Below are 24,284 nucleotides of genomic sequence, written 5' to 3'. Positions count from 1 at the left end.
CACCGATCTCAGGCTCCGCCAGCGGCTACAGCATCAACCCCAACGTCTTGGCCTTGGCCACTGCCTGAGTGCGACGCTCCACCCCGAGCTTGCTATGAATACGCCGCGCATGGGTTTTCACCGTGTGCAGGGAAATGAACAGCTGCTCGGCGATCTGCTGGTTGGAACTGCCCAGGGCAATCAGTTGCAGCACTTCCAGTTCCCGCTGGCTCAGCGGGCTCTCCCCTGCCGCCGGCAGCGGCACTTCTTCGGGTTCAGCCACTTGCTGGACTTCAAACATCCGCGGCTGACGCAAACGCAATTCATGCAGTGCCTGGTGCAGGTTGCAGCGCGCACCGAGCGCCAGCCCCTCCTGCAAGGCACGGGTGGACAACGCCCGGTCCCCCAGCAGAAAAGCCACCTCCGCCAGGGCCAGCTGCAACTCGGTTTGCAGGCACAACATGCCCCGTTGCCGGGCCTGTTCGAGCAGGCGCTGCAAACTTGCCACAGGCGCCTCGGCGCGCTGCAGGTACACCTCGGCCAGTACCAGCAGGTATTCGATACGCGGAATCAGCTCGAGGCTGGCCGGTGGCGCCTGACGCGCCTGCGGCCCGCGGTAGTGACGCAGCACCCGCCTCAAGGCCTCCTGAACCAGTTCCGGCCGCCCCTGCTGCAACCAGAACACACTGCTGACCTGCAGCAGCACGGCGCGGTACACAGTGTCGGGAATCTGCCGTTGCTGCATCAGTCGCTCGGCATCGCGCAGGCGTACAAAGGCATAGGCGTAGTCGCCCTGGTTGGCGGCCAGAAACGCCTGGCCGAGAAATCCGTACAAGGCGCGTTTGTCATGACTGAGCAGGCAGAGCTCGAGCCCGTCCTGGAAATGCCCGGCGGCCTGTTCCGCCTGGCCCTGACGCAAGGCCAGGCGCCCGCGACGCAAGGCGATCCGCCCCAGCAGCGGGCCGACCCGATAAGCCTGGCGACTCAATAATCGCTGCACCTCGTCCAGTAGGCTCTGCGCCCTGTGGGGCGCCCCGCGCTGCTCCAGCAACTGCGCATGGTCCAGCTCCAGCAGCGCTTCGAACACCAATGAATGCTGGGCCCGGGCCAGGCACAGCGCCTCGCGGTTGAGCATCTGCGCCACCTCCAGTTCACCCCTGAGCAAAGCCTGCTGGGTCAGGCCCGAAAGGCACAGCAGGCGGGTCGGCCAGGCATGGGCCGGCAGTTCGGTCAGCGCCTCGAGAAAATGCATCCGCGCCGGTTCCATCAACCCTTGCAGATGCAGCAGCCACCCTTGCTGCGCCTGCCAGCGCGCCACCAGTTGCCGCTGCCCGGAGGCCGTCGGCTGCGGCGCGAAACGCGCCATCTGCGCCACGCAGGATTGCGCCTGATCGAAACGCCCGGCGAACAGCAAGGCCGCCGTCAACAGCCCCACCAGTTGCGGGCTGCCGAGCAGCAGTTCGTCGCCCTGCTGTTCATGCAGACGCAACAGCAACACCACGTTCTGCTGCTCGAACAGCTGCTCGAAACTGAAGTGCTGCAACAGGCTGACCGCCACTTCGTATTCCTGCGCCAGCAACGCCTGCTCGAACGCCACCTGCCAGTCCTCCTGCGCAGCGAACCACTGGCAGGCGCGGCGATGCCAGGAGCGTCCCGCCGGCCAGGGCTCGTCACGCATCAGCCGGGCCAGGGGGGCGAACACTTGCAGCCACTCCGGCGCAGGGTCCCAGGGTTCGATGAAGCAGCCCAGCTCCTGCAACGCCCGCAGATACTGAGCCCCCTCCCCGGCGCCGAACAGGTGCTCGCACAACGCGGCATTGAAACGCGGCAGGTGCGCCAGCACATGCCAGACCTCGGACAGTTCCGCCGGCAACACGCTGAACAGTTCGTGCTCCAGGTATTCCAGCAGGGTATTGGGCCGCCCCTGCCGGCACGGCGCGGCCGCCAGGTCGCTGCCTTCGAGCAGGGCGATGCGCACCCCGGCGCACCAGCCGGCACTGCGCTGGAAAATCCGGCTGGCGGTATGGATCGACAAGGGTTGCGGCAGTTGCTGCAGCAGTCGCTCGATGTCCTCCTGGGTGAATGCCAGCTCGGGCCCCGTGCATTCGTGGAGCTGGTCGTCGAGCAGCAGCCGCGGCCAGTTGCATTGCGGCCGGCGGCGGCCACCCAGCCACCAGGTCAGCGCCGGGTTGCCGATCGCCAGCAGGCGGTCGAGCAGCAGGTCCAGCTGCGGCGCGGCGACCCGGCAGTAGTCGTCGAGGAACAGCCAGGTCGGGGCCTGCACCTGCGCCAGATGCTCCAGCACCGCAGCCTCGTCCGCCGCGGCCAGGCCCAGCGCCCGCGCCAGCTCGGCGCACAGTTGCAGCGGTGTCTGCGCCGCCCCGGCCTGGGGCAACCAGCACACCCGGCATTCGGCCGGCGCCTGCAACAGGCACTCGGCGAGCAGGGCCGTCTTGCCGCTGCCGGCCGGCGCACAGAGCAGCTTCACCCGCGCCGGCGATGCCAGGAGCGGGGCACTCAGACGGCTGCGGGACAGGTGGTGGGAGGACAAACGGGGCAGGAATCCAGGACAGGGGGTCATGGCGGTCATTGCGGCGTGCCTTTTTTATAGTTTTAGCCTGCGTGCCCTCACCCTAGCCTTGTCGCCGGTGCTTGTTGAGAAGTATTCAGCGCGCTGATCCGCGCCCATAAAAAAGGCGACCGATCGGTCGCCTTTTGCCATCGTTTGTATCCCGGGCCTTACCGCACGCCGGCTGCGCGCAGGGCGGCCGGGGTGTAGTCGGCGGCCTTGGCGGCGAAGCCGAACTCGAAGCTGTGCTTCTCTTCGTTCTTCATCCCCAGGGCGATGTAGCGCCCGGCGATGATGTCGTACAGCGCTTCGAGGGTGTAGGCCGGCACCTGGGCGTTGTAATAGAACTGCGCATGCCCTTCGGCCACCCGCCACAGCTGGCCGCGACCGTCGTAGTGATCCACCAGCGCCACCTGCCAGCTGTCTTCGTCGATGTACATGTGGCGCTTGGCATAGATATGCCGCTCGCTGGGCTTGACCGTGCCGATCACCTCCCAGACCCGGTGCAGCTCGTAGCGGGTCAGGTCCTGGTTGATATGCCCGGCCTTGATGATGTCGTCGTACTTGAGGCTCGGCGAATCCAGCTTGTAGCTGTTGTAGGGGATGTACATCTCCTTCTTGCCCACCAGCTTCCAGTCGTAGCGGTCCGGCGCGCCGGAGAACATGTCGAAGTTGTCCGAGGTGCGCAGGCCGTCGGCGGCGGTGCCCGGCCCGTCGTAGGCCACTTGCGGGGCGCGGCGCACCCGGCGCTGACCGGCGTTGTAGATCCACGCCAGGCGCGGCTCCTTCACCTGGTCGAGGGTTTCGTGCACCAGCAGCACGTTGCCGGCCAGGCGCGCCGGAGCGGTCACCGCCTGCTTGAAGAAGGTCAGCACGTTGGCGCCTTTTTCCGGGTCCAGGTCCGGGATCTGCTGCGGCACCGCCACTTCTTCCTCGAAGCGGATCGGCGTGTAGCTGCCGTTGGTCTGTGGCGTGGCCTGGGTGATGATCCGGCGCAGGTTGCCGCCGCGATAACGGGTGGTGTGGTTCCACAACACTTCCACACCGGTCTTCGGAATCGGGAAGGCGTAGTAGCGGTTGCCGGTGAAGTTGGCCAGGCCGTTGCCTTCGTTGATCGAGGTGACATTCAGCGCGCTGCGCTTGGCCGACTCGTAGATGTCCGCCGGCAGGCCGACCGTGCGATGGGTCGGGTAGACCGGGATCTTGTAGGTTTCCGGGTAGCGCTTGAACATCGCCACCTGGCCGTCGGAGAGCTTGTCCTTGTACTTGTCGACAGTGGCCGCGGTGATGGTGAACAGCGGCTTTTCGCTGGCGAACGGGTCGGCGAGGAAGCCCTTGGCGTCCACCGCCCCGGCGTTCTTGCCGATGCCGCCGGTCCAGGCCGGGATCGAGCCGTCGGCATTGCCGGCCTTCTGGGCACCGAGCGGGGTCAGGCTGGTGCCGAGCTTGTCCGCTTCCTGCGGGGTGACCGCCGCCATCACGTTGGCCGCCAGCAGGGTCAAGGCCAGGGCACCGCATTGCAAAATCGTCTTGCGCATAAAGTTGTCCTTCCTGGGTCGGGTCAGAAGTTCACGCCAAAGCTCAACGCGAGGAAGTCGCGGTCTTTGAGGGTGTTGTAGTCGCCGCCGAAAAAGTCGGTGTAACTGAGGCTGGCGGTATAGGTGTTGCGGTAGTCGGCATCGACCCCGAGGCTCACCGCCTTGGCGCCTTCGTTGAACAGGCCGTTGGGCCCGTAGCCGTTGACGTCGTGGGACCAGGACAGGTTGGGCTTGAGGTTGATCCCGGCGATCAGGTTGTTGTAGTCGAGGATCGCCCGGGCGCGATAACCCCAGGACGTGGCCGTGACGAAACCGTCGGTATCGCCGCCGAAACCGTACTGGCCGTAGACCGAGTCGCGGCCGTAGCGCAGCTGGCTTTTCGACTCCAGGCCACCGACATGCACGATGGCCGCCTCGCCCACCAGGGTCAGGCGGTCGGCGCCCAGCACCTGATCGAAGAACTGGGTCAGGGTGCTCTGGACCTGGGTGATTTCCTTGCGCCGATAACCGGTGTTGTCGGCCCCCGCCGAGGTCCGCACCGGCGACGCCAGGCCACCGGCGATCGGGTTGACCAGGGCCAGGGTCAAGTCGTTGGTGTTGACCTGCACCGGGGCGTTGGGCCGGTAGCTGATCTCGCCGGTCCAGGCGGTGCCGGTGGGCAGCGTGGTGGAGAAGCTGGCGCCGTACAGGCGGATGTCTTCCGGGTATTCGAGGTAGTACTGGCCGCGCCCGAGCATCACGCTCTGGGCCAGGGCCGAACCGGTGCCCGGAGCGATCCTGTTGGCGCTGCTGACGATCCCCGGGATGCTCGCCAGGGTGCTGCTGCCGGCGGTGATGGTGCCGACCGTCGGGGTGCGCGCGTGGTAGTTCATGAAGTACAGGCCGTACTCGGTGTCGTCGCCCAGCCAGCGCAAAGCGGTGCCCCACTGCCCGGAGTCGCGGGCATCGCGGTCGCCGGCGCGGCCGATCACCACGCCTTCGGGGGCCACGGTGAAGCCCTGGCCGAACGCCGCGGCAATCGGTTGCAGCGGCCGGATCGCCGGGCTGCCGACGGTGTATCCCGTGGTGCAGCCGTCCGCCACCACATCGTTGCCGAAGAAGGTGCCGCAGTTGTCGACCACGGTCTGGTCCCACTCCAGCTGATAGAAACCTTCCACGGTCAGCTGGTCGGTCAGGCCTTGGGAAGCGAACAGCATGTTCACCGGGATCAGGCCTTCCTTGATCTCCGCGCCAGGACGACGGAAAGCGGACACGTCGATCGGGTTGATGCTGTTGATCGAGTTGCCGATGAAGGTGCTCTCGCCCCAGCTGACCACCTGCTTGCCGGCGCGCACGGTGCCCGGCAGGTCGGCGATGGAATAGTTGTGATAGATGAAGGCGTCGAGGATCTGCCCGCCGGACGACTTGGCGCCCTCCTTGCGGTTGTGGTCGCTGATGGGCTTGAACTCGCGGTCTTCGTCCTTGAGTTCGAAGTCGTACCAGTATTTGCCCCGGACGAAGACGCCGGTGTCGCCGTATTTCAATTCAAGGTCGTGGATGCCCTTGAAGATCTTCGAGAAGGTCTCGCCCTTCTTGAAGTTCAGGCGCCCGTCGTCGCCAGTGGAGGACTGCCCGCGACCGCCGTTGGAGACACCCACCAGGTCCTTGTCGGCATCGCGCATGCCCCAGCTGGCGCCGATGGACAGCGAAGAATCGAACTGCCCCTCGATCTCCCCGATGTTGAATGAAACGGCCTGCGCCTGGGCGCAGCCCCCCAAGGCCACCGCGACGGCCAGCGTCCGCGGTGTGAAGATGGCGCGCATTGTTGTTTTTGTCATGCGTCTTCCCCGGTGAGTGACAGAAGGCCTCACCCTACTGCCGGGGCACGGGAGCGATAAGCGCACCAAGGAGGTATTCGCGCTGTCGCCCGAAAGGATGAATGCCCCCGCCAGCCGGGCCTTTGCGCGGTGCATCGACGGGCTGGATGGACGGGTATCAGGTGGATGGATTGCGCACTTGCAGGGCATGTCCGCACGGCGTGCACTACTATTGCCCAGGCTGTAACAGTCCTTGTCCACAATCGCTATTTTTCATTGAGCGGCCAGCCCTTATTCTGGCCTCGCTCTCACGGCAAACAGCCACGCAGAGTCGCCCAGAGGTGTGATCACGCCACCTTGGGGCAAGAGGATTCAGAAGGTTTGAAGCAAGGATATTCAGATCTTCACCGGGTGTTCACTGACGTTGATTTGTTGCTCCTTGATCTAACGTCTTCCTTCGGCCGCTGCCTTGCAGCGGCCTTTTTTATGCCCACAGTTTTCTGTAGGAGCGAGCTTGCTCGCGAAGAACCTCAACGATGATGCGGTGTGGCTGATGGAGCGCCGCTTTGCGGCTATCGCGAGCAAGCTCGCTCCTACAGGGGGGGCATTTCAGCCTTTGGGCTCGTCGGGTTCGCAGTGGAAGCGATGCAACAGACGATGGGCCACCGGCGCCAGGATCAGGCCGAAGGCGGCAACGAACACCAGGTTGGTATAATAGAGGCCGTAGCTGGCGAAGAACAGCTTGCCCCCCGCCGTGGCGGGCATGGCCGCGAGCCCGATACCGCCGAGCATCATCGCGGCGTTGAACAGGGCGTCGTAGCCGCTGACACCCGGCTCGAAATACAGATGCCCGGCAATCCCCAGCAACAGCGAGACGCCGATCAGGCCCAGGGTGGCCAGGACGTGCAGAAACAAGCGGCGCAGAAACAACAGGCGCGATAACAGCGGCTGGGTCTTGGATTCGTACATGGGCTGCGTGTCCTTATGCGGTCGATGTTCGACGAGCATAGTGACCCACACATCAGGCGTACAGCCGCGCGGGCCGCGGCTGTACGGGTCGGCCGGAGGGCTGCTTCAGATCGTGTATTTCTGCAGGTTCTGCATCATCTCTCTCAAGGCTTCGATATTGTCCTTGGGGTGCACCGCGCCTTCGAAGTCGCAGATCTGCTGCCAGTGTGCGGCGACATCTTCCGGGGAGAAACCTTCGCGCGGATCGAAGCCCAGGCCCAGGCTGCGCTCCCAGCGCACCTTGCCCATCCAGCCGCCGCCGACCTCGAACAGGCCGGAGGTCTCCTGGCAGTTCTCGCTGCCCAGGTACACCACCAGCGGGCTGACCAGCTCCGGCTTGAGTTGCTCGAACACCTGCGGCGGGATCAGCCCTTCGGTCATCCGCGTGCCGCCGGTCGGTGCGATGGCGTTGACCAGGATGTTGTTCTTGCGGCCTTCGATGGCCAGGGTGCGGGTCAGGCCGTAGAGGCCGAGCTTGGCCATGCCGTAGTTGGACTGGCCGAAGTTGCCGTAGATGCCGGACGTGGACGCGGTGAAGATCACCCGGCCATAACCCTGCTCGCGCATGTGCGGCCAGGCGGCGCGGGTCACCTTGTAGGCGCCTTCGACGTGGACGCGGTACACCAGGTCCCAATCGGCGTCTTCCATCTTGTGGAAGGTCTTGTCGCGCAGGATGCCGGCGTTGTTCACCACCACATCCACCCGGCCGAAGGCATCCAGGGCGTTCTGCACGATCTTGTCGCCGTCGGTCACCGAGTCATGGTTGGCCTCGGCGATGCCGCCGGCTTCGCGGATCTGCGCCACCACCCGGTCCGCCGCCGAGGCATTGGCGCCCTCGCCCTGGGTCGAGCCACCCAGGTCGTTGACCAGGACCTTCGCCCCGTGCCTGGCGAACAGCAATGCATGAGCCTGCCCCAGACCGCCGCCGGCACCGGTGACGATCACGACTTTATTCTCGAAGCGTACAGACTCACTCATACCGAACTCCCACAGGCCAGATGGACAACAGACGGACAACGACTTCGAGTCTCAGGCACGCGGCTGGCGGTCACAATAAACACGGCTGGAGCTGAATGGTGCGCAATAAGGCAGGGGGATGATCGAGGGGTAACGACGGTGTGGGGCGTATCAGGGCCTGGCGTGCACAGGCCAAGTTCGCAGCATCGCGATAGCTGCGGACAGCGGGTGTCTCAGGAACAGGCCAGTTTGCGCGGTGGAAACTCCAGGCTGTCGCGAAAGGCCAGATAGTGCTTGAGCACCTGGACCGGGGCTTCGGTCTGCGGGTAGTGACCGATACCGGCCAGCAGCACGGTATCCGGGGCAGGGATCAGTTCGCAGTAACGCTCGACCATGTGCGCCCCGGAAATCGGATCCACCGCGCCGTCGATCACCCGCAGCGGCACGTCGCCGCGCTGCATCGCACTCACCCAGCGGTCGCGCTGCACCCGGCGCTCGGGAATGTAGCCGATCAGCTTGTGCAGGATCCGCGGGCCGTTATTGGCCTCCACCAGGCTCCAGAAGTCATCCAGCACGCTTTCGCTGGGCCGGGTCTGCGGGCCGAAGATCTGGGCGAAGCTCTTGGCCAGGCCCTCACGGCTGAAGACGCGGCCGAGCATCCAGCCCAGCGGGCTGAGCAGCAGCTTCTGCGTCAGCACCGGACGATGGGTTTCCGGGAACAGGCCGCCATTGAGGAACACACAGCTGGCAATGTCGCAGCGCTCTTCGTAGTGCCGGGCGAGCATTTCCTGGGCGACGCTGTCGCCATAATCGTGGGCCAGCAGGTGCACGGGGGTATCGACCCCCAGGTGCTCGAGCAAGGCCTGTTGCAGGTCCGCCTGCTCCAGCAGGCTGTACTCGTGGTTCCGCGGCTTGGCCGAATCGCCAAACCCCAGCATGTCGCAGGCGATCACTCGATAGCGCTGGGCCAGGGGTTGCCACAGGTAGTGCCAGTCCCAGGCGGCGGTGGGAAAACCATGGATCAGCAGCAGTGGCTCGCCCTGCCCCGCGGTCCAGTAGCGAATGGCATGGCCGCGAAACGCGAAGCTATGTCCGCGCTTGCGCCACACGCACAGAGGAATCTCGGCCATAGGCATCAGAGTTTATAACCCGCGTCGTGTTTATCGAGTTTGCGCAGCAGTGCCGGCCATGCCAGCGCGCCGCCCATGCCTTGAGCGCTTTTGGTGACCCCGGCGATCATCGCCTTGGCCCCGGCCAGAATCTGCGGCTCGATGGCGATCAATTGCGCCGCACCGTTCTGCGCCAGCACCTGGATCTCGCAGGCGCGCTGGAAGGTGAACATCATCAGGAAGGTGTCGGCGATGGTGCCACCACAGGTCAGCAGACCGTGGTTGTGCAGCATGAGGAAATTGCTGTCGCCGAGGTCGGCCTGCAGCCGGGCCTTTTCCTCGTGGTTCAGGGCCACGCCTTCATAGGCGTGATAGGCCAGGCTCGACAGCACGAACAGCGACTGCTGGCTGATGGGCAACACCCCCTGCTGTTGTGCGGACACCGCGACCCCGGCCGCGGTGTGGGTGTGCAGCACACAGGCCACATCGTGCCGCACTTCGTGCACGGCGCTGTGGATGGTGTAGCCGGCGGGATTGATCTCGTAGGGGCTGTCCATCAGCTTGTTGCCGGCCTGGTCGACCTTCACCAGGCTGGAGGCGCTGATCTCATGGAACATCAGGCCGAACGGGTTGATCAGGAAATCTTCGGTGCCAGGGACCTTGGCGGAGATGTGGGTGAAGATCAGATCGTCCCAGCCATGCATCGCCACCAGGCGATAGCAGGCGGCCAGATCGACGCGGGTCTGCCATTCGGCGGCGCTGACCTGGTCTTTCACACTCGATGTCGACGGAACGGAGGATAGGCTCACGGCAAGGACCTCAGTGACGGCAGTTTTTTTATTATTTTTTCGGACGTGGAGTCAGTCTAGTCAGCCCCTCGGGTTCAGGTAGTTGCCTTTGCAGCCAGCTTACTGACCGAGCGAGTCAGTGGTCATTTTAGTTCCAATCGGCACAGGTCAAACGTCAAAGCAACGACGCCAATAAAGGGGCGGCGAACAGGTTCAGCAGGCCGGTGAGAACCATCACCAGCCCCGCCACCGAGCCCTCTTCACCGCCGACTTCATGGGCGCGGCTGACCCCGGCGCCGTGGGCGCCGACCCCAAACAACGCACCGCGAGCCAGGGCGCTGCGCAGCGGCAGCCACTTGAGCAGGACACCGCCGAGCATGGCGCCGAACACCCCGGTGAACATCACGAACACCGCCGTCAGTTCGGGTACGCCGCCCAGGTCATGGGCCAGCGGCATGGCGAAGGGCGTGGTGATCGAACGCGGCACCAGGGACATAGTCACCGAGCTGTCCAGGGCCAGCACCCGCGCCAGTCCGAAGGAGCTGGCGATGGACGCCGCGCTGCCCGCCAGCATGCCCAGCAGCAATGCCGGCCAATGGCGTATCAGCAGTTGCCGCTGCTGCCAGATCGGCACCGCGAAGGCCACGGTGACCGGTCCCAGCACCAGCATCAGCCAGTGGGTGTTGGCGGAGTATTCGGCATAGGCGGTGTGCAGCGGCACAGCGATCGCCAGCAACAGGGCCGGCACCAGGATCAGCGGCGACAGCAGGTAGCGCCCGGTGCGCCGGTAGATCCAGCGACTGAACAGATAGGCCGCGAGTGTCAGCAGCAGCCAGAACATCGGCATGGGTTCAAGCGTCATGGCGCATTCTCCAGCGGCACACCCATTCCACCGTGAACGCGGTGACCAGCATCACCATCAGCGTACTGACGCCGATTACCAACAGGATCCGCCAGCCGTCCTGGCGCAGCAGGCCGCCGTAGTCCAGCAGGCTCATCAGCGCCGGAATGAAGAACAGCAGCATCTCGGCCATCAGCAGGCCCGCGCCCATCTGCAATGCCGCCGGCTTGATCCAGCCCAGGGCGAACGCCAGCAACAGCAGGGCCAGCCCGACCACCCCGCCAGGAATCGGCCACGCCAGCCACCCGGCCAGCTGGCAGCCGAACAGATAAATAGCCAGCAACACCGCCAGTTCGGATAACAGGCGACCCAGGTGTTTCAAGGTGGAAGCGTTCATGGAATTCGGTCCTCGCAGGCCTGCATTTTAGGCAAGCGCCTGCCATCACCGAAGCGAATTGTTAGACTGGAAGCCATTCCAGAATGGAATTCAGAACACGGACCCAAAACATGGATTTCAAACAGCTGCGCAGCTTTGTCGAAGTGATTCACCAGGGCGGCTTCACCCAGGCCGCCAAGACCCTGCATATCAGCCAGTCGGCGGTGAGCAAGCAGATCGCCCAGCTGGAGCAGAGCCTGGGCACGCCATTGCTAGATCGCCAGGGCTCGCACATTCACCTCACCGCCGCCGGCAGCGTGGTGCTGCAACGCGCCGAGGGCATGCTGCGCCTGCGCAATGAGCTGCTCAGCGAGCTCGATGACCTGAGCCAGTTGGCCCGCGGGGAATTGCGCCTGGGCCTGCCCCTGCTGGGCAGCGACGCACTGTTCGCCAGCCTGTTCGCCGAGTACCGCCGACGCTACCCGAACATCAGCGTGCAGCTGCTGGAAGGCGGCAGCCTGAATATCGAGCAGGCAGTGCTCAATGGGGAACTGGAGATCGGCGGCAGCCTGACGCCCAAGGATCCGACCTTCGCCTACCAGCCGTTCTGCGACGAACCGCTGGACGCCTTGCTACCGGCCGATCATCCGCTGGCTATGAACGCCCAGGTGCGCCTGGAGGAACTGGCGGACACGCCGTTCCTGCTTTATCAGCGCAGTTTCGTGCTCAACGACCGGCTGTTGCAGGCCTGTCAGCAGGTGGGGTTCACCCCGAAGGAAGGCGGGCGCAGCGGCCAGGCGGACTTTCTCGCCGCCCTGGTGGCCGCCGGGCAAGGCGTGGTGCTGTTGCCCAGCGTGGTGGCGCGCGGCCTGGTCCGGCCCGGCGTGGTGCGCCTGACGCTGAAAGCGCCCGACTACCTGCGTTGGGACATCGCCTTCATCTGGCGTCAGGGCGCCTATCTGTCCAAGGCCGCGCAAGCCTGGCTGGCGCTGCTGCGCGAGCGTCCGGTCAGCCGCGCAGAGCGCTGATCAGCTCGGCCAGCCAAGGCTCGGCGTCGGTTTCCGGGGTCACGCTTTCGCTGGCGTCCAGGCGCAGCATTTCCAGCACTTCCCGCACGCCCAGTTCGGCGAACAACTCGCGCATCTGCTCGCCACCGCCGCAGAAGGTGTCGCCATAGCTCGAATCGCCCAGGCCGATCACCGCGCCGGGCAAACCGCGCCAGGCCGCCGGCAGTTGATCGCGAATGGCCGAATACAGCGGCAGCAGGTTGTCCGGCAGCTCGCCCATGCCGGTGGTCGAGGTCACGGCCAGGAAGGCCTCGGGGCCGAACGCCTGGACGTCCGCGAGGGTCGCGCGCGGGTTGTGCCAGGCCTCGAAACCTGCGGCATTGAGGAGTTTGGCGGCGTGCCGGGCGACTTCTTCAGCCGTGCCGTACACCGAGCCGGAAAGGATGGCGACTTTCATCAATCTGATCCTGAAGCTGAGTAAAAGGCTGGGATATTAGCAGCTGCGCGATAAAATCCAGCCTTGTAGCGCGATTTACCCATAATGGCCAGTGGACAGCTTCGCGCCATGTCTTAGAATTGCCGCCACTTGCCGATCGCTTGCGGAAGCTCCCGATGATCAACGCCCACCTGCTGCAACTGGTGATCAACGCCTCCAACGACGGGATCGTCGTTGCCGAACAGGAAGGCGAAGACAACATCATCATCTACGTGAACCCGGCGTTCGAACGCCTCACCGGCTACAGCGCCGACGAGGTGCTGTATCAGGACTGCCGCTTTCTCCAGTCGGGCGACCGTGACCAACCGGGAATCCCGCTGATTCGCCAGGCCCTGGATAGCGGCCAGCCCTGCCGCCAGGTACTGCGCAACTACCGCAAGGACGGCAGTCACTTCTGGAACGAGCTGTCGATCACCCCGGTGTTCAACGAAAGCGACCAACTGACCTATTTTGTCGGTGTGCAGAAAGATGTGACGGTCCAGATCAAGGCCCAGCAACGGCTGGCGCAGGTGGAAAAGGAGCTGGCCGAAACCCGCGCGAAACTCGCCGATTACCAGGCGACGAATGGCGCTAACAAGATGTCGAATTAGTTGTCAGTACGCTTAATCACCAATGATTTTGTCACTTTCTCCTTCGAGCAACATCATGCGCCGTGACGCTCTCCTCACCCAGGATGAACTGGACTTCATTCAGACCATGCAGCACAACCCGCAACTCAACGTGCGGGATGCGAACTCGAGCCTGCTGGTCAACGGGGGCTCACAGATCCGCGACTTGCTCACCCGCCTGGCGGCCAACGAGCAAGTGACCATCCAGGCGCACTTTGAAAACCAGCAGATAACCTTTCCCCTGCATCTGGTGGAGGACGAATTCCACGCCCTGCATCTGCGCCTGGGCGTGCCGAGCATCTTCGAGGACGGGCCGAGGGTCCGCCCATGGCGCCTGACGCTGGCGGAGCCGGTGGCCCTGGAAAACGCCAAGGGGCAGCCCACTGCGCTGTGGGTGCATGAGGTGTCGTTCAACAGCGTGTTGCTGGAGATCCGCAACCGGGCCAAAGCGCCGAAGCAGTTCGCCCAGTGGTTCAGCCCGTCGGGCTACGAGCGCATCGCCCTGCGCGGCCGCCTCGAACGCCAGACCGAGGCAGGCTTCTATGCCTATCGGTTGAACCAGAGCGACAAGGATGAAACCGAGCGCCTGCGCCAGTTCATCCTGCAGCAGCACCGCCTGGCACACCCCAACCTGCACGTCTGAAGTCGCGCGTTTCTCTGCCTGGGTATGAACTCAGGTATCGAGCGTGCCGCTGAGAAACTGCCGCAGGCGCTGCATCATCAAACGTCCGTCACTCCCCAGGCAGCCCACCGGCGAAGCGCTCAGGCTGTCCTGGGCCAACTCGGCGACATCTCCCGCCAGCATCAGCGGACACTCCAGGGTCAGCGCCAGGCGGTTCAAGCGTCGAGGCAGCTCTGGCGCCGGGGCGTGATTGGAAAACAGCACCAGTGCCTGGGGTTTGATCTTCTCGCAGACCAGGGTCAGCTCATCGAACGGCTGCCCCAGCGCCAGCACCCGCACTTCCACTTCAGCACTGCCAAGCATCAGCGCCGCCACCAGCAACTCCAGCTCCCGGCATTGCCCGGCAAGCGCCGCCAGCAGCACCGGGCGCGGCTGGCTGCCGCGCTGCAACAGCAGGCGCTGGGAGATCCGCGAACGCAGGAATTGATCGAAGAACAGCCATTCGCTGGTGTGGCCGTAAGGTTCCTGGTGCTGCGCCAGCTGCCGCCAGAACGGCATGAGAATGTCCTGGAACACCACCGACAGCGAATAGCTGGAGAAGATCTGGCCGTACAGCCGCTCCAGGTACGGCTCGTCGAATTCGCCAACCGCCCGCTTGAGCTGCCCCTGCCACTGCAGGTAATCGCCCGATTCGCTGTCGCCCGGCATGGCCTGTGGCGCCTCGCGGGCGGCCCGGGTCTTGGCGAGGATCTTGCCGACCTTGCTGACCGCGACACCACGATCGATCCAGCCGAGGATCTCGCGGACGGTCTCGACATCGTGCATCGAATACAGACGATGCCCACTTTCGGTGCGTGTCGGCTGGATCAAGCCATAACGACGCTCCCAGGCCCGCAGGGTCACCGGGTTGATCCCCGTGAGCCGTGAAACTTCCCGGATCGGAAACAGATCGTCCTGCGAGGGCTGGTCGAGGGGCTGTGTCGGGCGGGCAAGTTCAGTAATGACGGGCATCTGGGCAGAAAACACCGATGGATAAAGTGACGGCCATTCTACTCCCCATCGGTGACAGTTCTTCAACACAGGGCAAAGCGACCGCTGCCTCTGGTGTATTTGTCACAATCAGGAATAATCCTTGCTTGCTTCCAAGACGCAGCCCAATACCCCGCAGCTGCGTCCGGCGTACTGCCTTACCCAGGCAACGCATTGGTTTTACGGAGATACATAATGTCTACCTCACCCGTCACCCTGATGGTCGCCCGGCGTGTCGCCGATGGCCGTTACCAGGACCTGATCGCCTGGCTGCGCGAAGGCGAACAATTGGCCACCGACTTCCCCGGTTATCTCGGCTCCGGCGTGCTCGCCCCGCCGCCCGACGATGACGAATTCCAGATCATCTTCCGCTTCGCCGACGAGCAGACCCTGCACGTCTGGGAACACTCCGCCTCGCGCACGGCCTGGCTGGCCCGCGGCAGCGACCTGTTCGCCCATCCCCATGAACACCGGGTCAGCGGCATAGACGGCTGGTTCGGCGCGGCCGACCAGCGTCCACCCCGCTGGAAACAGGCGGTGGCCATCTGGCTGGCCTTCTTCCCGGTGTCGCTGATCTTCAACTTTATCCTCAACCCGCTGCTGGGTGAACTCAGCCTGGTGCCGCGGGTGCTCGTCAGCACCCTGGCCCTGACGCCGCTGATGGTCTACTGGTTCATTCCGCTGTCCACCCGCCTGTTGTCCGGATGGTTGAACAGCACGCCAGCCCGTCCGCTGCCGACAGCACCGTCCCCACAGAGCCACCTGTAGCAGCCGACTCGCCGGCGATGAGCGATAACGCGGTCTGCCAGACAGACCGCGGCGCCATCATCGCGGGCAAGTCGAATCGCCGTCCGCTCGCTCCTGCAGCGGCTTGGGCGAACCCCGCCCGGCGCTGGTATAGTTTTGCTCTACCTGCGACGCGAGCCGTTCATGACTACTTCCCCTGCCCCGATCCTGATCACCGGCGCCGGCCAGCGTGTCGGCCTGCATTGCGCGTTGCGCCTGCTGGAAGACGGTCATCGGGTGATCATCAGCTACCGCACCGAGCGCCCGGGCGTGCAGGCCTTGCGCGAGCGTGGCGCGATGGCCCTGTTCGCCGACTTCTCCAGCGAAGCCGGGATCCAGGCCTTCATCAGCCAATTGCACGAGCACACCGACAGCCTGCGGGCGATCGTGCACAACGCCTCGCAATGGCTGGAGGAAACACCCGGCCAGGAAAGCGCGGCCTTCGTCGACATGTTCAGCGTGCACATGCTCGCGCCCTACCTGATCAATCTGCATTGCGCCGACCTGCTGCGACGCGCAAGCCCCGCCGACATTGTGCATATCGGCGACGACGTCACCCGCCGCGGCAGCAGCAAGCACATTGCCTACTGCGCCACCAAGGCCGGCCTCGACAGCCTGACCCTGTCCTTCGCGGCGAAATATGCCCCGACGATCAAGGTCAACGGCATCGCCCCGGCTCTGTTAATGTTCAATCCCGACGACGACGCGGCCTACCGCGCCAAGGCCCTGGCCAAGTCCGCCCTGGGCATCGAGCCCGGTTGCGAAGTGATCTACCAGAGCCTGCGTTATCTGCTCGACAACCCTTATGTCACCGGCACTACCCTGACCGTCAACGGCGGGCGGCACCTCAAGTAAGGCTTCCCGCGAGGACGTTACATGACGCTTTCCCTGCCCCAGCATTACCGCGAGATCCTCAAGGATCTCGGCGAAGACCCCGAGCGCGAAGGTCTGCTCGACACCCCGCAATGCGCGGCCAAGGCCATGCAGTACCTGTGTCATGGCTACAGCCAGTCGGTGGACGAGGTGGTCAATGGCGCGCTGTTCGCCTCCGACAACGATGAAATGGTCATAGTCGCCGACATCGAGCTCTATTCGCTGTGCGAACATCACCTGCTGCCCTTCATCGGCAAGGCCCATGTGGCTTATATTCCCACCGGCAAGGTGCTGGGCCTGTCGAAGATCGCCCGGATCGTCGACATGTTCGCCCGCCGCCTGCAGATCCAGGAAAACCTCACGCGGGAAATCGCCGACGCGGTGCAGCGGGTGACCCAGGCCGCCGGCGTCGCGGTGGTCATCGAAGCCCAGCACATGTGCATGATGATGCGCGGCGTCGAGAAGCAGAACTCGACCATGCACACCTCGGTGATGCTCGGCGTCTTTCGCGAGTCGAGCACCACGCGCCAGGAATTCCTGCAATTGATCGGACGGAGCAAGTAGCAATGCCACAACTTCAGCCAGGAATGGCTCGCATCCGGGTCAAGGACCTGTGCCTGCGGACCTTCATCGGAATCAACGAGGACGAGATCCTCAACAAGCAGGATGTGCTGATCAACCTGACCATCCTGTATGCCGCGCAGGAAGCCGTGCGCGACAACGACATCGACCATGCGCTGAACTACCGCACCATCACCAAGGCGATCATCGCCCACGTGGAGGGCAACCGCTTTGCCCTGCTCGAGCGCCTGACCCAGGAGATCCTCGATCTGATCATGGCCAACGAATCGGTGCTGTACGCCGAGGTCGAGGTCGACAAACCCCACGCCCTGCGTTTCGCCGAGTCGGTGTCGATCACCCTCGCGGCCAGCCGCTGATATCATCCGCGCCACATTTGATCGCACAGAGCCGAACATGACCGAGCAACAACGCCTGGAACTCGAAGCCGCCGCCTTCCGCCGCCTGGTCGCGCACCTGGACAGCCGCAAGGACGTGCAGAACATCGACCTGATGAACCTCGCCGGCTTCTGCCGCAACTGCCTGTCCAAGTGGTACAAGGCCGAGGCCGACGAGCGCCAGATCGAGGTCAGCCTCGATGACGCCCGTGAAGTGGTGTATGGCATGCCCTACGCCGAGTGGAAGACTCTCTACCAGAAAGAAGCCAGCGCCGAGCAGCAAGCGGCGTTCGCCAAAGGAAAACCCCATGACTGACCTGAACACCCTGCGCGCCAGCCTCAAGAGCGGCGAGCACGTCTTCGCCGACACCCTGGCCTTTATCGCCGCTGGCTACGACTACCAGCCACAGGCCTTCGACAACGGCGGCGTGGAGAACGCCGCCGGGCAGAACGAAGGTTCGTGCAAGACCCTGGGCCTGGCCCTGCTGGAAGGCTTGAGCGACGAAGAAGCGCTGCTGGCGTTCGGCGAGCATTACCGCTCGGTGCTGGCCACCCCTGAAGGCAGCGACCACGGCAATATCCGCGCGCTGATCGCCCATGGCCTGGCGGGTGTGAAGTTCGCGCAGCAGCCACTCAAGCGCCGCTGATCTCTGTAGGAGCGAGGCTTGCCCGCGATGATCACCATGCGGTCTATCTGAAGCACCGCGTTGTCTGGATCGCGGGCAAGTCGGATCGCCGCCCGCTCGCTCCTATAGAAGCAACAGATACAAAAAAACCGGCCTGGGCCGGTTTTTTCATTTCAACGGTCTCAGAACGAAGCGTTCTGCAGGCCGTCCAGGTAGCGCTCGGTGTCCAGCGCAGCCATGCAGCCGGCGCCGGCCGAGGTGATGGCCTGGCGGTACACGTGGTCGGCCACGTCACCGGCGGCGAAGATGCCTTCGATGCTGGTCGCGGTGGCGTTGCCTTCACGGCCGCCCTGCACCACCAGGTAGCCATCCTTGAGTTCCAGCTGGCCTTCGAACAGCGAAGTGTTCGGGGTGTGGCCGATGGCGATGAACACGCCGTCGACCTTGATCTCGTCGAAGCTGCCGTCGTTGTTCTTCAGGCGCGCACCGGTGACACCCATGTTGTCGCCCAGCACTTCGTCCAGGTTCGCGTTCAGCTTGAGCTCGATCTTGCCTTCGGCAACCCGGGCATTGAGCTTGTCGATCAGGATCTTCTCGGCGCGGAAGGTATCGCGACGGTGGATCAGGGTGACCTTGCTGGCGATGTTGGCCAGGTACAGGGCTTCTTCGACAGCGGTGTTGCCGCCACCGACCACGGCCACTGGCTTGTTGCGATAGAAGAAACCGTCGCAGGTCGCGCAGGCCGACACACCTTTGCCCATGAAGGCTTCTTCCGAAGGCAGGCCCAGGTAACGGGCGCTGGCGCCGGTGGCGATGATCAGGGCGTCGCAGGTGTAGGTCGCGCTGTCGCCGGTCAGGGTGTAAGGCTTGGCGGCGAAGTCCACGGCATTGATGTGATCGAAGACGATTTCGGTTTCGAAACGCTCGGCGTGTTCACGCATGCGCTCCATCAGCGCCGGGCCGGTCAGGCCGTGGACGTCGCCCGGCCAGTTGTCGACTTCGGTGGTGGTGGTCAGCTGACCGCCGGCCTGCATGCCGGTAATCAACAGCGGCTTCAGGTTGGCGCGGGCGGCATAGACCGCGGCGCTGTAACCGGCAGGGCCGGAACCGAGAATAATCACACGCGAATGACGTACATCAGACATGACTCACTCCTATCGACCGGCCCGGATCTCTGGCGCGGAACGCCGGATTGCCGGCTGGAATAAAAAAGGACGGCGAAAGCACTTGGGGAAGGCTTCAGGTTCGCCCGTCCGAAAATAATGGGTGCAGCGTATAGAGGGGGCGAAGATTAAGGAAATACGGTTTAACAATCCAGCTCATAGGAGGTCTCTATCCGGTATCGGTGTATTTACCGGCGCCTTTGTTACAGTTGATGTCGACCTTGCGACCGCGCTTTCGCCGGTGGGGCAAAGCCGGTAAGGTCGGCGCGTTTTCCCCTTGCACGGAGCTCCCTATGCCCGCCCCCGTTCTGTCCGGCCCGCAATACCTGCGCGAAGGCCTCAAGCTGGTGCTCAGCCCCGGCCTGCGTCTGTTCGTCCTTTTGCCCCTGGCCATCAACCTGGTGCTGTTCGTCGGATTGATCTATTTCGCCGGCCACCAGTTCAGCCTGTGGGTCGACACCCTGATGCCTTCTTTGCCGGACTGGCTGAGCTTTCTCAGCTACATCCTCTGGCCGCTGTTCGTGGTGCTGGTGCTGCTGATGGTGTTTTTCACCTTCACCATGCTGGCCAACGTGATCGCCGCGCCCTTCAACGGTTTTCTCGCGGAGAAAGTCGAAGTGGTGGTCCGCGGCACCGACAATTTCCCGCCCTTCAGTTGGGCCGAACTGCTGGCCATGATCCCGCGCACCCTGGCCCGGGAAATGCGCAAGCTGGGCTATTTCCTGCCGCGGGCCATCGGCCTGTTCATCCTGTCCTTCATTCCGGTGGTGAACCTGGTGGCCGCGCCGCTGTGGCTGCTGTTCGGCGTGTGGATGATGGCGATCCAGTACATCGACTACCCGGCGGACAACCACAAGCTGGGCTGGAACGAGATGCTCGCCTGGCTGCGGGAAAAGCGCTGGCAGAGCATGAGCTTTGGCGGGATCGTCTACCTGGTGCTGCTGATCCCGGTGGTCAACATCCTGATGATGCCGGCGGCGGTGGCCGGGGCGACGCTGTTCTGGGTGCGTGAGCGCGGCGCGGAAAACCTGGTGGTCCAGCAACGCTGAGCAGGTCATAAATCCATCATCGCAACGTCACAATGACGACATGGCCTCGGCTGACACTGAGGTCATGACGACAGCTCTGCATATCACTCTGATCACCGAAACCTTCCCACCGGAAATCAATGGCGTGGCCAATACCCTTGGCCGCTTGTGCGATGGATTGCGCGCCCGTGGCCACCAGGTGGAACTGATCCGCCCGCGCCAGGGCAGCGATCAGAGCCGGGTCAGCGACGACGGTCTGCTGCTGTGCCGTGGCTGGCCGCTGCCAGGCTATCCGGGGCTGCAATGGGGCCAGTCGTCGATGCACAAGTTGTTGCGGCGCTGGAAACGCCATCGCCCGGATGTGCTGTACATCGCCACCGAAGGCCCGCTGGGCCTGTCCGCGCTACGAGCGGCGCGGCGCCTGGGGATTTCCGTGGTCAGCGGTTTCCACACCAACTTCCAGCAGTACTCCAGCCAGTACGGCCTGGGTTTGCTGACGCGCCTGCTGACCCACTACCTGCGCTGGTTCCACAACCGCTCCAAGCTGACCCTGGTGCCCAGCGCCAGCCAACGCCTGGAACTGGAGCGGCGTAACTTCGAACGCCTGGCACTGCTGTCCCGCGGGGTCGACAGCCAACTGTTCCACCCAGCCAAACGCCTCAACAAGCTGCGCGAAAGCTGGGGCCTGGGCAGCGACGATATCGCGGTGATCCATGTCGGCCGCCTGGCGCCGGAGAAGAACCTGGGCCTGCTCAAGCGCTGCTTCGCCCAGCTGCAGGAGACTTATCCACAGCAGTCCATGAAGTTGATCGTGGTGGGCGATGGCCCGCAACGCGCGGTGCTGCAGAAGGAGTTGCCGGACGCAGTGTTTTGCGGCTCGCAGCGCGGTGAAATACTGGCCAGTCACTATGCCTCGGGGGATCTGTTTCTGTTCCCGAGCCTGACCGAAACCTTCGGCAACGTGGTGCTCGAGGCCCTGGCCTCGGGGCTGGCCGTAGTGGCTTACGACCAGGCCGCGGCGGCCCAGCATATTCGCCATGGCTACAACGGCGTGCTGGCAATGCCCGGGGACGAATCTGCGTTCTGTGATGCGGCCAGTTGGCTGCTGGAGGAGCGCGAGACCTTGCGCCGGGTACGCCTCAATGCCCGCCAGCACGCCAGCCGTCAGGGCTGGGCGGCGATCATCGAACAGTTTGAAACCCAGCTGCGGGGCGTCTGTACGGAAGAAGTGCTGGTGCCTGAGGGGCGGTTGTTGCCCTAGATTAAAAAGCATCGCGGGCAAGCCTCGCTCCTACAGAATCACCGTTCGTACAGGAGCGAGCGGGAGGCGATCCGACTTGCCCGCGATAGCCTTTCCAGGCGCTGCGCTCAGACCAGCGTCATCAACGCCTCACGGCTGAACGGCAGGATGTCCTGCTCGCGGCCGTCACGCACCTTCTGCGCCCAGTCCGGGTCCACCAGCAATGCGCGCCCTACCGCCACCAGATCGAACTCATCATTGTTCAGGCGCTCCAGGAGCTTTTCCAGGCTTGCCGGCTGCGCCACCTTGTCGGTGTTGACCATGAACTGCAGGAACTCGCCGTCGAGGCCGACGCTGCCCACGGTGATGGTCGGCTTGCCGGTGAGCTGGCGGGTCCAGCCGGCCAGGTTCAGCTCGGATCCTTCGAACTCCGGCTCCCAGAAACGCCGGGTGGAGCAGTGGAAGATATCCACACCGGCCTCCGCCAGCGGCTTGAGGAACTCACCCAGGGCCTCGGGGGTTTGTACCAGGCGGGCGCTGTAGTCCTGCTGCTTCCATTGCGAGAAGCGGAAGATGATCGGGAAGCCAGGGCCCACCGCGGCGCGCACGGCCTGGATCAGTTCGATGGCAAACCGCGAGCGCTGGGCCAGGTCGCCACCGTATTCGTCAGTGCGCTGGTTGCTGCCGTCCCAGAAGAACTGGTCGATCAGGTAGCCGTGGGCGCCATGGATCTCCACGCCGTCCATGCCGATGCTCTGGGCATCCTTGGCGGCCTGGGCGAAGGCGGCGATCACTTCACGGATATCGTCCTGGGTCATGCCGTGGACCACCACCTGGCCGTCCTTGAGTTTTTCCGACGGGCCGTAACCCGGCACGCTGGCATCCGGCTCGGTGCCCAGGCGGCGCACGTTGCCCACATGCCACAGCTGCGGAACGATCTTGCCGCCTTCGGCATGCACCGCGTCCACCACCTTCTTCCAGCCGGCCAGGGCCGCTTCGCCATAAAAGCGCGGCACGTTCGGATAACCGTTGGAGGCCTTGTGCCCGACCGTGGTGCCTTCGGTGATGATCAGGCCGACCCCGGCCGCGGCGCGACGACGGTAGTACTCGATGACTTTCGAGTTCGGCACGCCACCCGGGGAAAACGAACGAGTCATCGGCGCCATCACCACACGGCTCGACAGCTCCAGGGCACCCAGCTGAAAGGGTTTGAACAAGGCTTGAACGGGCATGCTGTACTCCAGGGCTGAGGGTCTGAATCGCAGGAAGCGGCAGGTCGGGCGGGTACGCCGACGGCCTTATGATGGCGATAATATTCCGTACCCCAGGCAACGCCCAGCACTATTGACCGGGGTGATTAAGGTGCCAAAGCGCAGAGAAGCGAGGGATGCGCGAACGCGCGGTAAAACCGGCCGGGCAGCGGGGCCCGGCGTGCAGATTCAGCTCAAGGCTTTTTCGATGGCCTGGACCACGGTCGGATCATCGGGTGCGGTACGTGGGGAGAAACGCGCCAGGACGCGACCGTCCTTGCCCAGCAGGAACTTCTCGAAGTTCCAGGTGATGTCGCCCGGGAATTCCGCCCCTTCGCCCGCCAGCAGACGGTACAACTGATGGCGCTCCGGACCGTTGACCTCCAGCTTGCTGCTCAACGGAAAGGTCACCCCGTAGTTGAGGCTGCAGAACTCCTGGATCTCCTGCTCGGAGCCCGGCTCCTGCCCGGCGAACTGATTGCACGGCAGGCCCAGCACGCTGAACCCCTGGCCTTTGTATTGCTGGTAGAGGTTCTCCAGCGCCGCGTATTGTGGTGTCAGACCACACTTGGAGGCGACGTTGACCACCAGCACGACGTGCCCCTTGAAAGGCGCGAGCGGTAGCTCCTGACCATCCAGGGCTTTCAATTTAAGGTCGTGAAAAGCACTCATGACGAACTCCAAATTCCCGTGTTCTTGCAGAAAACAGCCACTCGACAGTACCGCCTGTTGTCCGGCGATAAAAGCCGCCGACTAAAAAGGCGCCCTCGGGCGCCTCTCCAGTCAGATTTGAGCTTAGCGCAGAAATCAGTGGTGATGGCCACCTTCGCCATGGACGTGACCATGGGCGATTTCTTCCTGGCTGGCGTCACGGATGTCGACAACCTTGACCTTGAAGTTCAGGCGCTGGCCGGCCAGCGGGTGGTTGCCGTCGACGGTCACGTCGTCGCCGTCCAGGTCGCGGATGGTGACGATCTGCATCTGGCCGTCCGGAGCGGAAGCGTGGAACTGCATGCCCACTTCCAGTTCGTCGACGCCTTCGAACATGCTGCGGCTCAGGGTGCTGACCAGTTCGGCGGCGTATTCGCCGTAGGCATCTTCCGGCTCAACGGCAACGCTCAGCTCGTCGCCGACGTTCTTGCCTTCCAGGGCCTTTTCCAAGCCTGGAATGATGTTTCCTGCGCCATGCAGGTAGACCAGCGGGGCGCCGCCGGCAGAGCTGTCGATGACCTCACCAGCGTCGTTGGTGAGGGTATAGTCGATGGAGACAGCCTTATTGGCGGCGATCAGCATGGGGCGAGACCTTTTGCATAAGAATGAAGAACGTCCAAGTTTAGCGAAGCAATCGCCCGAAAGCGAACGGAACCCGGACAAACGGAACGCGGCGCCAGGCTCGACGATCGTCGGCTTTCATCAGGATGAAGACGGCCACTGGGTCGTCGAGCTGTCCTGTGGCCATACCCAGCACCTGCGCCACCAGCCGCCCTGGCAATCACGGGCCTGGATCCTGGATCCGCACAAACGCCTGGAAAAAATAGGCCAGCCCTTTGCCTGCGGTTGGTGCGCACAAGGCTCGGTTAGCGCTAACCTTGGCGCCTGAATTTCCGGTAGAGCAGTACACATAAGCGACTCACCGTTG

27 protein-coding genes are annotated in these 24,284 nt (G+C 63.8%); 12 read left to right on the top strand and 15 right to left on the bottom strand.

The window, feature by feature from the left end; genetic code table 11:
- Window positions 1-25: 25 nt before the first annotated feature.
- The 9 genes from PVZ80_RS03285 to PVZ80_RS03245 form a co-directional block, all read right to left on the bottom strand.
- Complete coding sequence (locus PVZ80_RS03285; RefSeq protein ID WP_273863418.1) at window positions 26-2,569, bottom strand: LuxR C-terminal-related transcriptional regulator; 2,544 nt, start codon at window positions 2,567-2,569, stop codon at window positions 26-28.
- Window positions 2,570-2,718: 149 nt separating this feature from the next.
- Window positions 2,719-4,086 carry a DUF1329 domain-containing protein gene (locus PVZ80_RS03280; RefSeq protein WP_273863417.1) on the bottom strand — a complete coding sequence of 456 codons (1,368 nt, stop codon included), beginning with the start codon at window positions 4,084-4,086 and terminating at the stop codon, window positions 2,719-2,721.
- 23 nt (window positions 4,087-4,109) lie between these two features.
- Window positions 4,110-5,903, bottom strand: coding sequence for a DUF1302 domain-containing protein (locus PVZ80_RS03275; RefSeq protein ID WP_009047036.1), 1,794 nt, complete (start codon window positions 5,901-5,903; stop codon window positions 4,110-4,112).
- A gap of 588 nt (window positions 5,904-6,491) precedes the next feature.
- A complete protein-coding gene (locus PVZ80_RS03270) occupies window positions 6,492-6,851 on the bottom strand; it encodes a hypothetical protein (protein WP_273863416.1) in 360 nt (119 codons plus the stop codon).
- A 105-nt stretch (window positions 6,852-6,956) separates the two neighbouring features.
- A complete protein-coding gene (locus tag PVZ80_RS03265; protein WP_016701727.1) occupies window positions 6,957-7,868 on the bottom strand; it encodes an SDR family oxidoreductase in 912 nt (303 codons plus the stop codon).
- Window positions 7,869-8,080: 212 nt separating this feature from the next.
- Entirely contained in the window at window positions 8,081-8,983 is a 903-nt protein-coding gene (locus tag PVZ80_RS03260; protein WP_273863415.1) for an alpha/beta fold hydrolase, read from the bottom strand.
- Complete coding sequence (locus PVZ80_RS03255; RefSeq protein WP_028681674.1) at window positions 8,983-9,765, bottom strand: class II aldolase/adducin family protein; 783 nt, start codon at window positions 9,763-9,765, stop codon at window positions 8,983-8,985. Before PVZ80_RS03255 ends, PVZ80_RS03260 begins: the two co-directional genes overlap by 1 nt.
- Before the next feature lie 154 nt (window positions 9,766-9,919).
- Complete coding sequence (locus PVZ80_RS03250; protein WP_016701725.1) at window positions 9,920-10,606, bottom strand: LrgB family protein; 687 nt, start codon at window positions 10,604-10,606, stop codon at window positions 9,920-9,922.
- Complete coding sequence (locus tag PVZ80_RS03245; RefSeq protein ID WP_016701724.1) at window positions 10,596-10,982, bottom strand: CidA/LrgA family protein; 387 nt, start codon at window positions 10,980-10,982, stop codon at window positions 10,596-10,598. Before PVZ80_RS03245 ends, PVZ80_RS03250 begins: the two co-directional genes overlap by 11 nt.
- Window positions 10,983-11,092: 110 nt before the next feature.
- Between PVZ80_RS03245 and PVZ80_RS03240 the strand changes: the two genes are divergently transcribed.
- Window positions 11,093-11,989 carry a LysR family transcriptional regulator gene (locus PVZ80_RS03240; protein ID WP_273863414.1) on the top strand — a complete coding sequence of 299 codons (897 nt, stop codon included), beginning with the start codon at window positions 11,093-11,095 and terminating at the stop codon, window positions 11,987-11,989.
- Here PVZ80_RS03240 and PVZ80_RS03235 read toward each other — a convergent pair.
- On the bottom strand, window positions 11,970-12,425 hold the full coding sequence (locus PVZ80_RS03235) for a flavodoxin (RefSeq protein ID WP_016701722.1): 456 nt from the start codon (window positions 12,423-12,425) through the stop codon (window positions 11,970-11,972). The two genes, PVZ80_RS03240 and PVZ80_RS03235, sit on opposite strands and share 20 nt — an antisense overlap.
- A gap of 155 nt (window positions 12,426-12,580) precedes the next feature.
- Here PVZ80_RS03235 and PVZ80_RS03230 point away from each other — a divergent pair, with 155 nt between their 5' ends.
- Together PVZ80_RS03230 and PVZ80_RS03225 are read left to right on the top strand one after the other, a co-directional pair.
- Complete coding sequence (locus PVZ80_RS03230; protein WP_053268226.1) at window positions 12,581-13,054, top strand: PAS domain-containing protein; 474 nt, start codon at window positions 12,581-12,583, stop codon at window positions 13,052-13,054.
- Between the two features lie 55 nt (window positions 13,055-13,109).
- Window positions 13,110-13,715, top strand: coding sequence for a hypothetical protein (locus tag PVZ80_RS03225; RefSeq protein ID WP_028681672.1), 606 nt, complete (start codon window positions 13,110-13,112; stop codon window positions 13,713-13,715).
- A gap of 30 nt (window positions 13,716-13,745) precedes the next feature.
- On the opposite strand, the gene PVZ80_RS03220 is transcribed toward PVZ80_RS03225, so the two are convergent.
- Window positions 13,746-14,705, bottom strand: coding sequence for a MerR family transcriptional regulator (locus tag PVZ80_RS03220; RefSeq protein WP_009047025.1), 960 nt, complete (start codon window positions 14,703-14,705; stop codon window positions 13,746-13,748).
- Window positions 14,706-14,918: 213 nt separating this feature from the next.
- Between PVZ80_RS03220 and PVZ80_RS03215 the strand changes: the two genes are divergently transcribed.
- From PVZ80_RS03215 to PVZ80_RS03190, 6 genes are all read left to right on the top strand, one after another.
- Window positions 14,919-15,491 carry an antibiotic biosynthesis monooxygenase gene (locus PVZ80_RS03215; RefSeq protein ID WP_273863413.1) on the top strand — a complete coding sequence of 191 codons (573 nt, stop codon included), beginning with the start codon at window positions 14,919-14,921 and terminating at the stop codon, window positions 15,489-15,491.
- Between the two features lie 162 nt (window positions 15,492-15,653).
- On the top strand, window positions 15,654-16,364 hold the full coding sequence (folM, locus tag PVZ80_RS03210) for a dihydromonapterin reductase (RefSeq protein WP_028681671.1): 711 nt from the start codon (window positions 15,654-15,656) through the stop codon (window positions 16,362-16,364).
- 21 nt (window positions 16,365-16,385) lie between these two features.
- On the top strand, window positions 16,386-16,946 hold the full coding sequence (gene folE / locus PVZ80_RS03205; protein WP_273863412.1) for a GTP cyclohydrolase I FolE: 561 nt from the start codon (window positions 16,386-16,388) through the stop codon (window positions 16,944-16,946).
- Between the two features lie 2 nt (window positions 16,947-16,948).
- On the top strand, window positions 16,949-17,320 hold the full coding sequence (gene folX, locus PVZ80_RS03200) for a dihydroneopterin triphosphate 2'-epimerase (RefSeq protein WP_007929829.1): 372 nt from the start codon (window positions 16,949-16,951) through the stop codon (window positions 17,318-17,320).
- Between the two features lie 37 nt (window positions 17,321-17,357).
- Window positions 17,358-17,654: a DUF1244 domain-containing protein gene (locus PVZ80_RS03195; protein ID WP_009047021.1), complete on the top strand. Its 297-nt coding sequence runs from the start codon at window positions 17,358-17,360 to the stop codon at window positions 17,652-17,654.
- Window positions 17,647-17,985, top strand: a complete 339-nt coding sequence (locus PVZ80_RS03190) for a HopJ type III effector protein (protein WP_009047020.1) — start codon at window positions 17,647-17,649, stop codon at window positions 17,983-17,985. The genes PVZ80_RS03195 and PVZ80_RS03190 overlap by 8 nt, the downstream gene beginning before the upstream one ends.
- 161 nt (window positions 17,986-18,146) lie before the next feature.
- Here PVZ80_RS03190 and trxB read toward each other — a convergent pair whose 3' ends face one another.
- On the bottom strand, window positions 18,147-19,109 hold the full coding sequence (gene trxB, locus PVZ80_RS03185) for a thioredoxin-disulfide reductase (protein WP_009047019.1): 963 nt from the start codon (window positions 19,107-19,109) through the stop codon (window positions 18,147-18,149).
- 311 nt (window positions 19,110-19,420) lie between these two features.
- Here trxB and cysZ point away from each other — a divergent pair, with 311 nt between their 5' ends.
- Complete coding sequence (gene cysZ, locus PVZ80_RS03180; protein ID WP_009047018.1) at window positions 19,421-20,176, top strand: sulfate transporter CysZ; 756 nt, start codon at window positions 19,421-19,423, stop codon at window positions 20,174-20,176.
- A 40-nt stretch (window positions 20,177-20,216) separates the two neighbouring features.
- A complete protein-coding gene (locus PVZ80_RS03175; RefSeq protein ID WP_124314749.1) occupies window positions 20,217-21,416 on the top strand; it encodes a glycosyltransferase family 4 protein in 1,200 nt (399 codons plus the stop codon).
- Window positions 21,417-21,523: 107 nt separating this feature from the next.
- Here the strand turns inward: PVZ80_RS03175 and PVZ80_RS03170 are convergent, their stop codons facing one another.
- The 3 genes from PVZ80_RS03170 to PVZ80_RS03160 form a co-directional block, all read right to left on the bottom strand.
- Window positions 21,524-22,627, bottom strand: a complete 1,104-nt coding sequence (locus tag PVZ80_RS03170; RefSeq protein WP_038630618.1) for an NADH:flavin oxidoreductase — start codon at window positions 22,625-22,627, stop codon at window positions 21,524-21,526.
- 207 nt (window positions 22,628-22,834) lie between these two features.
- A complete protein-coding gene (locus PVZ80_RS03165; RefSeq protein WP_009047015.1) occupies window positions 22,835-23,317 on the bottom strand; it encodes a glutathione peroxidase in 483 nt (160 codons plus the stop codon).
- A gap of 135 nt (window positions 23,318-23,452) precedes the next feature.
- A complete protein-coding gene (locus PVZ80_RS03160; protein WP_007929845.1) occupies window positions 23,453-23,938 on the bottom strand; it encodes an FKBP-type peptidyl-prolyl cis-trans isomerase in 486 nt (161 codons plus the stop codon).
- Here PVZ80_RS03160 and PVZ80_RS03155 point away from each other — a divergent pair.
- The gene (locus tag PVZ80_RS03155) at window positions 23,907-24,245 is read left to right on the top strand and encodes a DUF3565 domain-containing protein (protein WP_016701719.1); all 339 of its coding nucleotides are present in this window, start codon (window positions 23,907-23,909) and stop codon (window positions 24,243-24,245) included. The two genes, PVZ80_RS03160 and PVZ80_RS03155, sit on opposite strands and share 32 nt — an antisense overlap.
- The last annotated feature ends 39 nt before the right edge of the window (window positions 24,246-24,284 follow it).

The organism is Pseudomonas sp. B3G-3 (genome assembly GCF_028640915.1).
GTDB classification, from domain to species: Bacteria; Pseudomonadota; Gammaproteobacteria; order Pseudomonadales; family Pseudomonadaceae; genus Aquipseudomonas; species Aquipseudomonas chlororaphis_I.
Note: the sequence above shows the minus strand (reverse complement) of the source record. Positions and strands in the feature narration are given on the sequence as shown.